Origin of the sequence: Pseudomonas sp. NFACC13-1, from assembly GCF_900104425.1 — a bacterium.
In the GTDB taxonomy this organism is placed as follows: Bacteria; Pseudomonadota; Gammaproteobacteria; order Pseudomonadales; family Pseudomonadaceae; genus Aquipseudomonas; species Aquipseudomonas fluorescens_AA.
Genome location: NZ_FMXV01000001.1, coordinates 87,110 through 100,426 on the forward strand (window position 1 = coordinate 87,110; position 13,317 = coordinate 100,426).

Sequence of the window (13,317 nt, forward strand, 5' to 3'; positions counted from 1 at the left end):
GCTCAAGCGTCCTTCTGCTTGGTGCCGAAGATCTTGTCGCCGGCATCGCCCAGGCCCGGGATGATGTAGCCATGCTCGTTGAGTTTCTGGTCGATGGACGCGGTGTAGATGGTCACATCCGGGTGGGCGTCCTGCACGGCCTTGATGCCTTCGGGAGCGGCGACCAGCACCATGGCGCGGATGTCCCGGCAACCGGCCTTTTTCAACAGGTCGATGGTGGCGACCATGGAGCTGCCGGTGGCGAGCATCGGGTCGATGATCATCGCCAGGCGCTCGTCGATTTCCGGCACCAGTTTTTCCAGGTAGGTGTGGGCTTGCAGGGTCTGCTCGTTGCGAGCCACGCCCACGGCGCTGACCTTGGCCCCCGGGATCAGGCTCAGTACGCCTTCGAGCATGCCGATGCCGGCGCGCAGGATCGGCACCACGGTGATTTTCTTGCCGGCGATTTTCTCGACCTGGACCGTACCGGCCCAGCCATCGATTTCGTAGGACTCCAGCGGCAGGTCCTTGGTGGCTTCGTAGGTGAGCAGGGCACCGACTTCCTGGGCCAGTTCACGGAAGTTCTTCGTGCTGATATCGGCGCGGCGCATCAGGCCGAGTTTGTGTCTGATCAGCGGATGGCGGATCTCGAGGATGGGCATGGGGAAGGCTCCGGCGGCGGGCAAAAAAACCGGCCTAGATTAATCTATCCGAGGGTGTTGTCCTATAGACAATACAGAACGTTAGTCCACAAACGCTTGATCTGGCCGGGCGGGATGCGTACCTTTGCCGGCTTTTCCGAACCCTGCCACCCCTGGAGAGCGCCATGTCCGCTGATCTCGAGCATATCCGTCAAATCATGCGAGAGGCTGACTGCCTGTACACCGAAGCCGAAGTCGAAGCGGCCATCGCCCGTGTCGGTGCGCAAATCAACGAGCAACTGGCCGATGCCAATCCGGTGGTGTTCTGCGTCATGAACGGCGGGCTGATCTTCTCCGGCAAGCTGCTGACCTACCTGAACTTCCCCCTGGAAGCGTCCTACCTGCACGCGACGCGTTATCGCAACGAAACCAGCGGTGGCGACCTGTTCTGGAAAGCCAAGCCGGAAGTCTCGTTCATCGACCGCGACGTGCTGATCATCGACGACATCCTCGACGAAGGTCACACCCTGGGCGCGATCATCGACTTCTGCAAACACGCCGGCGCCCGCGCCGTGCACACCGCCGTGCTGATCGACAAGGACCACGACCGCAAGGCGCGGCCGGACTTGAAAGCCGATTTCGTCGGCCTGCCGTGTATCGACCGCTACATCTTCGGCTACGGCATGGACTACAAAGGTTACTGGCGTAACGCCAATGGCATTTTCGCCGTCAAGGGGATGTAATCGATGACTCGGCCAAGTTTCCTGGAACACGCATTGTTCGATGAATTGGCCGAGAAAGCCGCGGCCAGTCCTCGCGGACGCCAGCACCATAACTTCCATGAGATGGATGAGCCGTGCCACCGCATGGCGGTTGGCTTGCAGCCTTGCACCTACATCCCGCCGCACCGCCACCTGAGCGCCGATAAGGCGGAAACGTTGCTGGTGCTCAAGGGGCGGCTGGGGGTGTTGATTTTCGACGAGGCCGGTGCGGTGGTGGACAAGCGCATCCTGCAGGCCGGTGGCGATTGCCTCGGCGTCGACCTGCCCTCTGGCGTGTATCACGGGTTGGTGGTGCTGGAAGCCGACAGCCTGATGTTCGAATGCAAGGCCGGTCCCTACCGGCCCGTGGGCGAGGGCGAACTGGCTCACTGGGCACCCCGCGAAGGCGAGGCGGGCGTGGCCGAGTACCAGGCCTGGATGCGTGCTCAGTTCGACTGAGTACCGTGCTCCAGCTGAGCTTGTAGCAGCCTGTAGGAACTGTGTAGAAGCTGTAGGAGCTGTAGGAGCTGTCGAGTGCAACGAGGCTGCGATCTTTCCAATACCAATTGAATCAAGAGCGAAAGATCAAGATCAAAAGATCGCAGGCTTCGCCAGCTCCTACAGAGTCGAGCGGGAGTCTTTGGCCACGGATCAAGCCAGCCTTGAGTGGGTCGCGCCGCCGGTCAACCATTGCTCACTCTTGACCCGCGCCTGCTCCAGGGTCTGCACATACGCCAATTGCCGCTGTTCGCGATGAATGCCGGCGCGGCGCAGTTTCAGGCGCACCCTGGGTGCGGTCGCCACCAGGATCAGGCCGATGCCGTGCTTGCGGTAATCCTTCAGGATGTTTTCAAACGCAGCCAGCGCGGTCATGTCCAGCATGGGCACGGCACTCATTTCCACGACCACCACCCGAACGCCCGGGTCGAACCGGCGCAGCACATCCAGGGCTTTTTCCGCCGCGCCAAAGAACAACGGTCCACGAATGGCGTAGCAGCGAACGTGCTCGGGCATGTCCAGCAGGGCCTGGTGAAAATGGCGCGGCAACTCGGCGCTGTCGGTCAATTCGCTCATGCGCTTGATGAACAGCCCGGCGGCCAGCAGCAGGCCGACGGCGACGGCCAGGACCATGTCGAACAGCACCGTCAGGCCCAGGCAGGTCAGCAGCACCAGCACGTCGCTGCGCGGGGCGATACGCAGGGTGTGCAGCACATGCCCGGCTTCGCTCATGTTCCAGGCGACCATCACCAGTAGCGCGGCCAGTGCGGCCATGGGCAAGTAACTGAACAGCGGCGCCAGCAGCACAATCGCCACCAGCACCACAAGGCTGTGGATGATCGCGGCCAGCGGTGAAAAGGCGCCACTGCGCACATTGGTGGCGCTGCGGGCAATGGCAGCGGTGGCGGTGATGCCACCGAACAGCGGCGCCACCAGGTTGCCCAGGCCCTGGCCCATCAGTTCGGCATTGGGATCGTGCTTGCTGCCGGTCATGCCGTCCGCCACCACCGCGCACAACAGTGATTCGATGGCACCGAGCATGGCGATGGCAAAGGCGGGCGCCAGCAATTGGCGGATCAGGTCATAGGACAGGATCAAGGGATGTCCCTGGCTGTCCGGCAGGTTCCAGGGCCAGTCGAAGCTGGGTAGAAAGGGCGGGATGCCCGGGTGAGCGATGCCATCGACGACGTAGCTGAAACGTTCGCCCAATGTCGCGATCGGCCATCCGCCGCGCTCCATCGCCAGCCCCAGCAACGTGCCCACCAGCAACGCCACCAGATGCCCGGGCACCCGTGGCACCCAGCGCGGCCAGGCAATCAGCACCGCCAGGCACACGGCCCCGATGACTCCATCGCCGAGACGGGCACCGGGCAGCGCCACGATCAATTCGCCCAGCTGTTCGATGTAGTGTCTGGCTTGGCCTGCGGTGGTCAGCCCCAGCAGATCCTTCAGTTGCAAAGTGGCGATGACCACGCCGATGCCCGCGGTGAAGCCGAGGATGACCGGATAGGGAATGTACTGGATCAAGCGGCCGGCGCGTAACAGGCCCAGGGCGATCAGGATCAGGCCGGCGAGCATGGTGCACAGCAGCAGGCCGCCCAGGCCGTATTGTTGGGTGATGGGCAGCAGGATCACCACGAACGCCGCTGTCGGCCCGCTCACGTTGAAGCGCGAGCCGCCGGTGAGGGCGATCAACGGTGCCGCCACCAACACCGTGTACAGGCCGTTCTGCGGCGGCACGCCGACGGCAATCGCCAGGGCCATGGCCAGGGGGATGGCGATAATGCCGACGGTCAGCCCGGCCACCAGATCGCCGCGCAGGCGTTCCAGGGTGTAGCCGGCGCGCCAGGCCTGGCGCCAGGCGGCGAATAACGGTGGGGCGGAGAAAGCCATGAATACTCCTCGCAAGGGGGGTTGGCACTGGCCGTGGCGAGGGGGCTTGCTCCCGCTGGGCTGCGCCCGTAGGAGCTGTCGAGTGCAACGAGGCTGCGATCTTTCCCCTGTCACTTGAGTCTCAAGCGAAAGATCAAAAGATCGCAGCCTTCGGCAGCTCCTACCAAACCCAGCGGGAGCAAGCTCCCTCGCCACAAAGGCAGGCGCCAGTGAGATCGACGCTGATGGCCTCTTTGAGTATGCCGCGCCCGCTGTCCGGATGTATTGATCCGGATCGCTTATTTTTACTGTCCGTGCTCATGCTAGAGTGCCCGGCCAAGATTCCGGAGGTTGTCATGCGTGTATCGATCCGCCGCTGCGCCACTTCACTGTTGATCGCCAGCCTGCCTTTGACGGTCGTGGCCGCGCCGATGCACAGCCAGTTCCTGCCGCCGGATGACCTGGTGGTACGCCAGGAACAGCCTGAACAGCAGCAGTTGCTGCAAGTGACCGAGTATTCGGTGGTGCTGGGGAACCAGCGCCAGTCCAACCAGCAACCGATCCCGGTCACTTCGCCCTTGTTGGTCCGTCTCAAGGGCAAGTCCTTGAACAAGGGGGCGACCATCAGCCAGGTGATCCTCAACTTCGATGGCGAAAGCAAAAGCTTGAAGAAACCGGCCTTCGACGAGGCGAGCAAGACCCTGACGCTGTCTTATCCACAGGCCCAGTACCGGGTGGTCATCGATCTGTTGCGCAACAACACGGTCTACGTGCAGTTCCTCACCTACGCCAACGGCCATATCTGGGCCGACCTGCACACCGGCATCGAACGCCCGCGTTGAGCCCCGAGGCCTGCCGGGGGTAAACTGCCCGCCCCCGTGAATTGTGCGAGTTGGAGCCGGCAATGCGTAAAGACAAGAAACAAGTGATTGGCGACGAGATTGGCGATGAGCAGATCAAGCTGTTCCTCAATTTCGAGCCGGTCGATGCCACTTCGCCTTCGTTGCACAAACTGATCAAGGCCTACCGTGGCCTGCGGGTCGACGATTTCGAGCGTTTCCTGACGTTCTTCGTCGAGGCCGGCCATGACCTCGACGGCAAGGATGAGCACGGCAACGATTTCGTTGCGCTGATCCAGGACCAGCGCAATGCCGAGGAATATATCGAATTGATCAACAAGGCGCGCCGCTGAATTGAGCCCCTGTCAACGCTCTTCAGAGCGTTGACTCGTTCGAGCCGAGCGCAACTAATCTCTTCTTCTGCAAGTTGCTCCGAAAGGTTATGTCACCATTCGGGCTGTTTTGTTTTATTTGAATTTCCATTACGTTTGCGTCGAAGCCAAGTGGCTTTGATGTCATCGTTTAAATGGAGTTGTATTCATCATGGAAGATCAAAAGAAGTGTATCGCCGGGGTGTTGTTGTCCTTGGTGGCGTGTCTGGCAAGTTCAGCTTCCTGTGCGCGGGATGAAATTGTCAATGTCGAAGTCTACAACGCAACTGCCGCCGTCATCGTTCCCGACAGCGATTTTACCTGGACGCAGAATCCGGCCAACGCGGGCCACAGCTTTTCGATAAGCCCGGGTGAGAGCCAGGAATTAACCTACTACCTGCCCCAGTCACGCGCCGAGCGAGAGGCTTTCAGCTATAGGCAAGGCAGCCGAACCTGTCATTTCAGCTTTGGACATGTCCCAAGGGCACCGGGCAATGATAAAGAGGCAATGCCTTATCATCGGTGGGTCAAGGCGGAACCGGCGAGTTTCTGTGTGGCTGAATTGTTTTATGTTGAAGATGATGACGACTATGTGAGTCACGGTGGAACACGCGTCAAATTCAGCATGAACTAACACCGAGGAAATAAAAAAAGCCTCCCGTCTGCACGGGAGGCTTTTTTATATTAGCAGCAAGGTGTCAGGCGTAACTTTGAGCCTTGCTGTCTTCAACCAACTCCAACGCAATGTTGTTCTGCGCGTTGATCTTGCGATACAGCGCCGCGTCGGTTTCCAACACTTTTTCCCGGGCCGGGAATATCTCTGCGAGCTTGGCAGCCCACTCGCCCTTGGCCTTGTCCGGGAAGCAGCGCTCGATCAGTTCCAGCATGATCGATACGGTCACCGAAGCACCCGGCGATGCGCCGAGCAGGGCGGCGAGGGTGCCGTCCTTGGCCGCCACCAGTTCGGTGCCGAACTGCAGGACGCCACCTTTCTTCGGGTCTTTCTTGATGATCTGCACCCGCTGGCCGGCCACTTCCAGGCGCCAGTCTTCGGCTTTCGCCTCGGGGTAGAAGCGACGCAGGGATTCCAGGCGCTGCTCCATGGACTGCATGACTTCGCTGATCAGGTACTTGGTCAGGTCCATGTTGTCCCGGGCCACGGCCAGCATCGGGCCGATGTTGCCGGCGCGTACCGACAGCGGCAGGTCCATGATCGAACCGTGCTTGAGGAACTTGGTGGTGAAGCCGGCGTATGGCCCGAACAGCAGGGATTTCTTGCCGTCGACCACGCGGGTGTCCAGGTGCGGCACCGACATTGGCGGCGAGCCCACGGCGGCCTGGCTGTAGACCTTGGCCTGATGGTGCTTGACCACTTCCGGGTTGTCGCAACGCAGCCACTGGCCACTGACCGGGAAGCCACCGAAGCCCTTGCTTTCCTCGATGCCCGAGGCTTGCAGCAGCGGCAAGGCCGCGCCGCCGGCACCGAGGAACACGAACTTGGCGTCGACTTCGCGGGTGCTGCCGGAATTGACGTCCTTGATGCTCACGGTCCAGCCGTTGCCGTTGCGCTTGAGGCCGGTGACGCGCTTGCAGTATTTGACCTGGGTGTCAGGGGCGCTGGTCAGGTGCTTGAGCAACTGATTGGTCAGGGCGCCGAAATTGACGTCGGTCCCGTTCATGACGCGGGTGGCGGCGATGACTTCATCGGCCGGCCGGCCAGGCATCATCAACGGCATCCACTCGGCCATCTGGCCCTTGTCTTCGGTGTATTCCATGTCGGCGAAGGCGTGATGCTGGCGCATCAGCTCGAAGCGCTTCTTCAGGAACGCCACGCCTTTCTCACCCTGTACGAAACTCAGGTGTGGCACCGGGGCGATGAAGGACTTGGAGGAGCCGAACGTGCCTTTGCGGGTCAGGTACGTCCAGAACTGCTTCGACACTTCGAACTGGGTGTTGATGTGCACGGCTTTCTTGATGTCGACCGTGCCGTCGGCCGCCTGGGGTGTGTAGTTGAGCTCACACAGCCCGGCGTGGCCGGTACCGGCGTTGTTCCACGGGTTGGAACTCTCCGCGGCACCGGAGTCCATCAGCTCGACGACTTCCAGCGAGATCGCGGGGTCGAGCTCCTTGAGCAGCACGGCCAGGGTGGCACTCATGATGCCGGCCCCTACCAGAACTACATCGACTGCTTCGTTATGCGCCATTTAACGCGTCTCCAAAATCTGCAGCACCAAATTGTCGGCATAGCGGCCAGGAGTGGCGGGGCAGGTCAGTTGCGCCCCAGTTATCCATGGCCAGGATCGCCATGTCCGAATCTTCGCAATTTTTCGCACCTACTGCGGATGCATGCAGCCTGGCCTCAAGAGTCACATGAACTCATTTAAGCGCCGGGCGGGCAATTCGACTTATGGCCGAGACATCCGTTCGTGCAACCAAATCCGTAGCGGACAGGCTTCAGGCGCCGGTTCTTGAGCGATATCCGGTCCTGTGTCGTTGGGCTGTTTCAGACGCCAATGGTGCTTGTTCAGACGCAAAACTCTTCATTTGCTCGCCACACTCTCGTGAAGTTGTGAAAACCCGTTTTTTCACGCTCTTTTGAAGACGTGAACCTCAAAAAAGGGCTGTCCCAGCCTGGCACCGTGCCCGGTTTGGTTGCCCCCATGTAGTACATGACAGGCAAAACAGGCAGACAGCTCAGTGACCGAGCGTAATGACAGCTCTGCAGATTCGCGAAAAGTGGTGATTTGCCTGGAGAACAGCAAGCGCGCCAGCTTCACTCGATCTGTGTGGGCGGCTCTCTGTGGGCGGTGCGGGGTGCCAATACCAGCGCATCAGCGGTGTTGCGAGGCCCGATCAGGAGACGTCCTTATAATCGGGGGGAGATTGTATCGAAGAAACGCAGGGAAATGGTCGTGTTTAATGACTTTTATTAGCCGTCCGGTCAGATGGTCAACAGTTGCCGGTTGCGTGCGCGGGCACGAAGCGGTTGTACGCGGGCGCTGGCGGGCAATGGCTGGTGCAACCAGTTGAGGCGGATTTCGTCGATTTCCACCCAGCCCTCGCCCATGGGTTGCAGGCTGCACTGCTTGAAGGCCTGGCAACGGCCGTTGCGATCGAGCAGGGCGAAGCTGCGGTGCTGGGGACGCGGGGTGAACAGGGAAATGAGGAAGCGCATGAGCGGATACCGGGTCAGGGAGCTTGGAGCAAGCCTGACAGCGGGCCATGACATACCGGTGTAAGGACCGTGACAATGGGGTGACAGGAACCGGCAATCACGGCCCGTGTCAGACATTTCAGTATTCATCGCAAGGCGCTAGTTCACGGCGATGGCGCACCGCTATACTGCCGGCCTGTTTGTGCCCGATTCTGGAGAGAAGAGCATGTTGCAACGCCTGTTGTTCGGTTTGATCGCTGTGACCAGTCTGACCCTCGTCGGCTGCGCCCACAGCCCGCAACAACTTAACCCGGAGCCCAAGCTCAATGCCCAACTGGCGCCTGTAGGGCGTGGCCAGCCGGTGGTGGTGCGGGTCGTGGACGGTCGTCCGTCGCCAACGCTCGGCACCCGTGGCGGGCTGTACCCGGAAACCAGCGTGATCACGGTGCAGGGGGCGCAGATCCTGCCCAAGCTCCAGGCCCAGGCTGAAGCCGCGGTGCGTTTGCTGGGCTTCACGCCGACCGCCAATGCCTTGAATGCACCGCAACTGACCGTGACCCTGGCCGAACTCAAGTACCAGTCGCCCAAGGAAGGCATGTACGTGACCGAAGCCACCATCGGCGCGACCTTCCGCTCCGACGTGCAGAACGCCAACCGCCGCTACAGCGGCCGTTACGGGGCGTCCCTGGACCAGCGCTTCGGCATGGCGCCTAACCAGGACACCAACACCAAACTGGTCAGCGACGTATTGAGCGATGCCCTGACCCGGCTGTTCAAGGACCCGACCATTGGCCAGGTGCTGGCTGAGTAAGCATCAAGTCCTGTAACCCCTGTGTTTTTTCAGGCGGCCTGGGAATAGAATTCCAGCACGCTGATCCCGGTCAGCAGGTCTGTCTCTGGCAGGTCGGCATGTTGATGGCCGCCGAGGGCGCAGTACACCAGCCAATGGCGGTCCTGCACATTGAAGGACAGGCTGTCGACGAGGTTCTGTTGTTCGTCGCTTGGACTGATGAGATAGAGGCGATCCTGGTTTTCGGCGTGCAGCATGACGGGTTCCGTGCGGGTTTGAAGGGCGACAGAGTGGCCTAATCAGATGACGAAACCGTGACGTAAAGAATTACGATGGATTGAAGCCTTTCTCCTGTGGCGAGGGGATTTATCCCCGTCCGAGGGCGTAGCACTCGCAAGCTCTTGGGCGCTGCAGAAAGCTCGGGGCTGCTTCGCAGCCCAGCGGGGATAAATCCCCTCGCCACAAAGTCACTACGCCAACATCCGTAGGCGCCGGAGAAGGTCGTTACTGGTCGGAAAAAACGGTGCAGGACGGCAGGCTTTCGGTAGAATCCGCGCCCTGTTCGTAGGCCATGGGCGTGTCTGCCCTGTCCGTTTTTCGCTTGAGGTTCGTGATGTCGCTGCATCTGTTTTCGTTGTTCGCCGCCCACCCCGCCAAACTGATCAACCTGCTCGCGTTGCTGTTTGCCTGCCCGGGCGGCTGGGTGCTGCACGCGACGCGTCGCCGTGAACAACGGGCGCGAGCCTGCTTGCAAGCACGCAATGGCAATGGCGAGGAGCGCTTCGAAGCACTGCTGGACCTGGCCACCCAGCGCATGAACCGGTTCTTCTATCGGTTCGGCTTTGGCTGCCTGGCGCTGGCGTTGCTGGTGTCGTGGATCAGTACGCAGTTCTGACTGCGTAGAGGGCAAGCGAGGGCCACCAGGCAAAGGTGCTTTTGTGGCGAGGGAGCTTGCTCCCGCTGGGCTGTGCCCGTAGGAGCTGTCGAGTGCAGCGAGGCTGCGATCTTTCCCTTGTCACTTGAGTCTCAAGCGAAAGATCAAAAGATCGCAGCCTTCGGCAGCTCCTACCAAACCCAGCGGGAGCAAGCTCCCTCGCCACAGGGACCCATGTCCTCAGACCTGTCGCTTAAAGCGCCAACCCCGCCTTGACCCGATACTGATTACGCACCGGCGTCGCGTATTGCAGCACCAGGAACGGCCGGTGTTCCGGCGGGCAAGCGTCCAGCCGGCGCTGCCATTCTTCCTGGGCCTTGGCCAGTTCATCGGCACCAAACACCTCGGCCGCTGCCGGCACCTGCAACTGCGGGTCGGCGTCGGCCCATTGGGCGTAAGCCAGGTAATGCACCGGGAACAGGCGGTAGCCGCCGAGAATCTGCCGGTCCATTTCCAGGGCCAATTGCTTGGTGTCCTCGAACAGCTCGGTGATGGGCGCGGCGAAGTTCACATGGACCCGGCCCTTGTAGCCGGTGATGCCCTTGGCGATGCTCACGTCGTCCTCGCCCGGTGCCTTGGTGTAGGTGCCGGTGGTGGCGCGGATGTACAACTCGCGGGCCTTGGCCTGGTCGCACGGGTCATATTCGTAGCTGATTGACACCGGCGTGAGGTTCAGCGACTGGATCACCTCGCCGAACGGCTCGTCCTTGCGGCTCATGTGGAACATCTTGAGGATCGCCGATTCGGTCCGGTCGTCGCCGTCCTTGGCCCGCCCTTCGGCCTGGGCGATCCAGATCGAGGCGCAGTCGTTGCGGATCGAATGGTTGATGTACGCCGACAGCAACTGGTACGCCGCCATTTTTTCCCGCCGTCCGGTGATGGAGCGGTGCACGATGAAGCTCTTGTTCAGGCGCATCAGGTCGCTGACAAAAGGCTTTTGCAGCAGGTTGTCGCCAATGGCGATGCGCGGCGTCGGCAGGCCGGCGTGGTAGACGGCGTAGTTGACGAAGGCCGGGTCCATCACGATATCGCGGTGGTTGGCGATGAACAGGTACGCGCTGCCGGACTTGAATTGCTCCACGCCGGTGTAGGTCACGCCATCGGTGGCGCGCTCGATGGTGTGGTCGACGTAGAACTCCACCTTGTCCTGCAAAGTGGCGACCGACGTCACACCGGCGAACTCACGGCGCAATCTTTGCGCTATAAGGGGTTTGAGCATCCAGCCGAAGGCGCCGGCCAGGCGTGGGAAGCGGAAGTGGGTGAGGATATCTAGAAACGCCTTGTCGCCGAGCAGCCGTGCCAGCACCGCTGGGACTTCGCTGTCGTCGTAAGGTCGGATGGCATCGAATTCGCCCATCATGCTCTCTTGTTGGAAACGGCTAGGGTAAGTAAAGGTTCGATCGAAAAAACGACGGGGCACGGCCTGGAAGATAAGCCAGACGAAAATAGCCCTGCAAATAGACCGGCGATTATACGCACAAGTCACTTGGGAGACCGCGATGCTGGAGCAGGCTCGTTATGATTGTCCCTATTGCGGGGAGGATGTGGAGACAACCGTGGACTTGTCTGGCGGCGACCAGACCTACATCGAGGACTGTCAGGTGTGCTGTCGACCGATCACCTTTGTGCTGCAGGTCCATGGCGAGGAATGGCATCTCGAAGTCTTCAGCGAAAACGAATGATGGGGCGCCCATGCAGCTAATCTACGAGCTGGAAAACCTGATGGAAGGCGAGTTGTTGCAAGGGATGCTTGCGAGCGAAGGCATCACGGCGCATCTGGTGGGGCGTGATTTGCTGGGCGGCGCGGGAGAGTTGCCCATGCAGGGCCTGCTGGGGCTGGCGGTGGAGGACGAGCAGGCGCAATACGCCCGTGAGTTGATCGCCGCGTACAATGCCGCGCTGCCGCTGCCCGGCGATGAACCGGACAGCTACCCCGGCACGCTGGTCTGTTAGGCTGGCGGTCGTTCGTTCGATCAAGAGTCGTGTTGCCCCATGTGTGGACGTTATGCCCTGTTTCGCTGGAACCCCACCTTTGCGGCCCTGCCCGGTTTTCCCGCCGATCAGAAGGCCCAGTGGAATATTTCGCCCAACGATTCGGTGCTGATACTGCGGGCCGGCGCCGAGGGCCAGCGCGAGCTGGCCCGGGCGCGCTGGGGCCTGACGCCGCCGTGGCTGACCGATCTGTCCCGCACCCCGGCCCACGCCCGGGCCGAAACCGTGGCCGAGCAGCCGATGTTTCGCGAGGCCTTGCGCCTGCGCCGCTGCCTGCTGCCGGCCAACGGTTTTTATGAGTGGCGCGGCGGCACGCGCAAGCGTCCGTACTGGCTAACGCCGGGGGAGGGCTCGTCACTGTTTTTTGCCGCGATCTGGGAAGCGTATCCGGTGCAGGAGCAGGTGTGGCTGAGCACGGCGGTCATCACCCAGCCGGCGGCGGGCCAGCGCCGGCCGTTGATCCTGGATGACGAAGGCCAGCGCCTGTGGCTCGACCCGCAGACACCGCTGCATGCCTTGCAAGGGTTGTTGGCAAGCGAGCCGGCGCCACTGCGTGAGCGGGTATTGGCCAATATGGTCAATGATCCGAAGCTCAATGGGCCGGAATGCTTGACCCCGGCTTGAGCTTTGCGGTGATTGTGCCGGCCTCATCGCGAGCAAGCTCGCTCCCACAGGGGTTAGGCGGTGAACACATTTTTTGTGAACACCCCAGTAACCCACTGTGGGAGCGAGCTTGCTCGCGATGGCGTCGTGTCAATCAACCTACTCGTGATGCGGTTCGCCCAGGAAGGTCAGCGAGGTGAACACGCCGCGGGTGGCCACGTCCTTGTTGTCCTTGAGCGCTATTTCCATCTGCGCCGCGATCACATTCAGGCCTTCGTTGCGCACCAGCACCTTGGCCCGGCCTTCCGCGTCGGTTTCAGTCGAGACGGTGTTCGGCGCGCTGCGGTAGTCGCCCACCAGTTTCACACCGGCCGCCGGTTTGCCATCCAGCAGCACCCGTACCGGCAATGACTGGCCCGGGCCTACGGTCAGCGGGTCGACTTCCGGCAGGATCACGAACTTGATCGGTGCAAGCGCCGGCAGTTTCGCCCCCGGCTCATAGATCGCCAGGCTGTACTTGAACGTCTGGGTCGACTCGATCGCCCCGGGCACTTTGCTGCGGCCTTCGTTGATCCACTTCTTGTCCGCCGTCTGGGACCACATGCCATTGTCCAGTGCCACCGCCAGCACGGCCGGCGGCTTGAGCGGTTGCAGGCGGGCGTGGTCCGGCAGGCGCTCTACGGTGACCGGAATCATCTTGCCGCCCAGGTCATAGGCCCAGGCACCGCTGACTTTCTGTGCCTTGAAGGCATTGTCTTCGGCACCGTGGCCGTAGATCACTTCGATGTTGCCGCGACGCTGTTCGGTCCACAGGCCATGGGCCGAGGCCTGTGTGGCCAGGAGCAGGCCGAGCAGGGCGAAGGTCTTGGGGTGTTTCATGGCG

The 13,317-nt window shown here is 61.4% G+C and carries 17 protein-coding genes; 10 read left to right on the forward strand and 7 right to left on the reverse strand.

From position 1 onward, the window contains the following. Positions 1-2 precede the first annotated feature (2 nt). On the reverse strand, positions 3-641 hold the full coding sequence (upp, locus tag BLQ55_RS00400) for a uracil phosphoribosyltransferase (protein ID WP_003185330.1): 639 nt from the start codon (positions 639-641) through the stop codon (positions 3-5). A 164-nt stretch (positions 642-805) separates the two neighbouring features. On the opposite strand from upp, the gene BLQ55_RS00405 reads away from it, so the two are divergent. Together BLQ55_RS00405 and BLQ55_RS00410 are read left to right on the forward strand one after the other, a co-directional pair. After that, positions 806-1,363, forward strand: a complete 558-nt coding sequence (locus BLQ55_RS00405) for a hypoxanthine-guanine phosphoribosyltransferase (RefSeq protein ID WP_053125250.1) — start codon at positions 806-808, stop codon at positions 1,361-1,363. 3 nt (positions 1,364-1,366) lie between these two features. After that, positions 1,367-1,840 (forward strand): WbuC family cupin fold metalloprotein, encoded by a 474-nt coding sequence (locus BLQ55_RS00410; RefSeq protein WP_092202524.1) that lies wholly within the window; start codon positions 1,367-1,369, stop codon positions 1,838-1,840. Between the two features lie 192 nt (positions 1,841-2,032). On the opposite strand, the gene dauA is transcribed toward BLQ55_RS00410, so the two are convergent. Continuing rightward, positions 2,033-3,772 (reverse strand): C4-dicarboxylic acid transporter DauA, encoded by a 1,740-nt coding sequence (gene dauA, locus BLQ55_RS00415; RefSeq protein WP_092251784.1) that lies wholly within the window; start codon positions 3,770-3,772, stop codon positions 2,033-2,035. Between the two features lie 335 nt (positions 3,773-4,107). On the opposite strand from dauA, the gene BLQ55_RS00420 reads away from it, so the two are divergent. From BLQ55_RS00420 to BLQ55_RS00430, 3 genes are all read left to right on the forward strand, one after another. Beyond that, entirely contained in the window at positions 4,108-4,593 is a 486-nt protein-coding gene (locus BLQ55_RS00420; RefSeq protein WP_092202528.1) for a hypothetical protein, read from the forward strand. A gap of 62 nt (positions 4,594-4,655) precedes the next feature. Next, positions 4,656-4,943, forward strand: a complete 288-nt coding sequence (locus BLQ55_RS00425; RefSeq protein WP_060740669.1) for a PA4642 family protein — start codon at positions 4,656-4,658, stop codon at positions 4,941-4,943. 190 nt (positions 4,944-5,133) lie between these two features. Further along, on the forward strand, positions 5,134-5,595 hold the full coding sequence (locus tag BLQ55_RS00430; RefSeq protein WP_092251786.1) for a hypothetical protein: 462 nt from the start codon (positions 5,134-5,136) through the stop codon (positions 5,593-5,595). A gap of 64 nt (positions 5,596-5,659) precedes the next feature. Here the strand turns inward: BLQ55_RS00430 and mqo are convergent, their stop codons facing one another. Then, positions 5,660-7,165, reverse strand: a complete 1,506-nt coding sequence (gene mqo / locus BLQ55_RS00435) for a malate dehydrogenase (quinone) (RefSeq protein ID WP_092251788.1) — start codon at positions 7,163-7,165, stop codon at positions 5,660-5,662. A gap of 737 nt (positions 7,166-7,902) precedes the next feature. Continuing rightward, positions 7,903-8,136, reverse strand: a complete 234-nt coding sequence (locus tag BLQ55_RS00440; RefSeq protein ID WP_092202533.1) for a hypothetical protein — start codon at positions 8,134-8,136, stop codon at positions 7,903-7,905. A 205-nt stretch (positions 8,137-8,341) separates the two neighbouring features. Here BLQ55_RS00440 and BLQ55_RS00445 point away from each other — a divergent pair, with 205 nt between their 5' ends. Further along, on the forward strand, positions 8,342-8,926 hold the full coding sequence (locus tag BLQ55_RS00445) for a YajG family lipoprotein (RefSeq protein ID WP_003205489.1): 585 nt from the start codon (positions 8,342-8,344) through the stop codon (positions 8,924-8,926). Positions 8,927-8,955: 29 nt separating this feature from the next. On the opposite strand, the gene BLQ55_RS00450 is transcribed toward BLQ55_RS00445, so the two are convergent. Further along, positions 8,956-9,162, reverse strand: a complete 207-nt coding sequence (locus BLQ55_RS00450) for a hypothetical protein (protein WP_003185312.1) — start codon at positions 9,160-9,162, stop codon at positions 8,956-8,958. A gap of 356 nt (positions 9,163-9,518) precedes the next feature. Between BLQ55_RS00450 and BLQ55_RS00455 the strand changes: the two genes are divergently transcribed. Next, positions 9,519-9,800, forward strand: a complete 282-nt coding sequence (locus BLQ55_RS00455) for a hypothetical protein (protein WP_060740672.1) — start codon at positions 9,519-9,521, stop codon at positions 9,798-9,800. 232 nt (positions 9,801-10,032) lie between these two features. Here the strand turns inward: BLQ55_RS00455 and BLQ55_RS00460 are convergent, their stop codons facing one another. Then, the gene (locus BLQ55_RS00460) at positions 10,033-11,199 is read right to left on the reverse strand and encodes a 1-acyl-sn-glycerol-3-phosphate acyltransferase (protein WP_092202535.1); all 1,167 of its coding nucleotides are present in this window, start codon (positions 11,197-11,199) and stop codon (positions 10,033-10,035) included. A 139-nt stretch (positions 11,200-11,338) separates the two neighbouring features. Between BLQ55_RS00460 and BLQ55_RS00465 the strand changes: the two genes are divergently transcribed. Genes BLQ55_RS00465 through BLQ55_RS00475 form a run of 3 tightly spaced genes read left to right on the forward strand, consistent with a single transcriptional unit; the run spans position 11,339 to position 12,455 of the window. Beyond that, entirely contained in the window at positions 11,339-11,521 is a 183-nt protein-coding gene (locus BLQ55_RS00465; protein ID WP_092202537.1) for a CPXCG motif-containing cysteine-rich protein, read from the forward strand. Positions 11,522-11,531: 10 nt separating this feature from the next. Continuing rightward, complete coding sequence (locus BLQ55_RS00470) at positions 11,532-11,792, forward strand: putative signal transducing protein (RefSeq protein ID WP_092251790.1); 261 nt, start codon at positions 11,532-11,534, stop codon at positions 11,790-11,792. Positions 11,793-11,831: 39 nt separating this feature from the next. After that, positions 11,832-12,455 (forward strand): SOS response-associated peptidase, encoded by a 624-nt coding sequence (locus BLQ55_RS00475; protein ID WP_092202541.1) that lies wholly within the window; start codon positions 11,832-11,834, stop codon positions 12,453-12,455. Positions 12,456-12,593: 138 nt separating this feature from the next. Here BLQ55_RS00475 and BLQ55_RS00480 read toward each other — a convergent pair whose 3' ends face one another. Next, positions 12,594-13,313, reverse strand: coding sequence for a DUF4198 domain-containing protein (locus BLQ55_RS00480; protein ID WP_092251792.1), 720 nt, complete (start codon positions 13,311-13,313; stop codon positions 12,594-12,596). Positions 13,314-13,317: the final 4 nt, after the last annotated feature.

Bases quoted from the DNA above. Each gene is read 5' to 3' on its own strand.
- BLQ55_RS00470 (WP_092251790.1), top strand. From the start codon at position 11,532: ATGCAGCTAATCTACGAGCTGGAAAACCTGATGGAAGGCGAGTTGTTG.
- BLQ55_RS00455 (WP_060740672.1), top strand. From the start codon at position 9,519: ATGTCGCTGCATCTGTTTTCGTTGTTCGCCGCCCACCCCGCCAAACTG.
- mqo (WP_092251788.1), bottom strand. From the start codon at position 7,165: ATGGCGCATAACGAAGCAGTCGATGTAGTTCTGGTAGGGGCCGGCATC.
- upp (WP_003185330.1), bottom strand. From the start codon at position 641: ATGCCCATCCTCGAGATCCGCCATCCGCTGATCAGACACAAACTCGGC.
- BLQ55_RS00465 (WP_092202537.1), top strand. From the start codon at position 11,339: ATGCTGGAGCAGGCTCGTTATGATTGTCCCTATTGCGGGGAGGATGTG.
- BLQ55_RS00405 (WP_053125250.1), top strand. From the start codon at position 806: ATGTCCGCTGATCTCGAGCATATCCGTCAAATCATGCGAGAGGCTGAC.
- BLQ55_RS00420 (WP_092202528.1), top strand. From the start codon at position 4,108: ATGCGTGTATCGATCCGCCGCTGCGCCACTTCACTGTTGATCGCCAGC.
- BLQ55_RS00475 (WP_092202541.1), top strand. From the start codon at position 11,832: ATGTGTGGACGTTATGCCCTGTTTCGCTGGAACCCCACCTTTGCGGCC.
- dauA (WP_092251784.1), bottom strand. From the start codon at position 3,772: ATGGCTTTCTCCGCCCCACCGTTATTCGCCGCCTGGCGCCAGGCCTGG.
- BLQ55_RS00445 (WP_003205489.1), top strand. From the start codon at position 8,342: ATGTTGCAACGCCTGTTGTTCGGTTTGATCGCTGTGACCAGTCTGACC.
- BLQ55_RS00450 (WP_003185312.1), bottom strand. From the start codon at position 9,162: ATGCTGCACGCCGAAAACCAGGATCGCCTCTATCTCATCAGTCCAAGC.
- BLQ55_RS00480 (WP_092251792.1), bottom strand. From the start codon at position 13,313: ATGAAACACCCCAAGACCTTCGCCCTGCTCGGCCTGCTCCTGGCCACA.
- BLQ55_RS00460 (WP_092202535.1), bottom strand. From the start codon at position 11,199: ATGATGGGCGAATTCGATGCCATCCGACCTTACGACGACAGCGAAGTC.
- BLQ55_RS00410 (WP_092202524.1), top strand. From the start codon at position 1,367: ATGACTCGGCCAAGTTTCCTGGAACACGCATTGTTCGATGAATTGGCC.
- BLQ55_RS00430 (WP_092251786.1), top strand. From the start codon at position 5,134: ATGGAAGATCAAAAGAAGTGTATCGCCGGGGTGTTGTTGTCCTTGGTG.
- BLQ55_RS00425 (WP_060740669.1), top strand. From the start codon at position 4,656: ATGCGTAAAGACAAGAAACAAGTGATTGGCGACGAGATTGGCGATGAG.
- BLQ55_RS00440 (WP_092202533.1), bottom strand. From the start codon at position 8,136: ATGCGCTTCCTCATTTCCCTGTTCACCCCGCGTCCCCAGCACCGCAGC.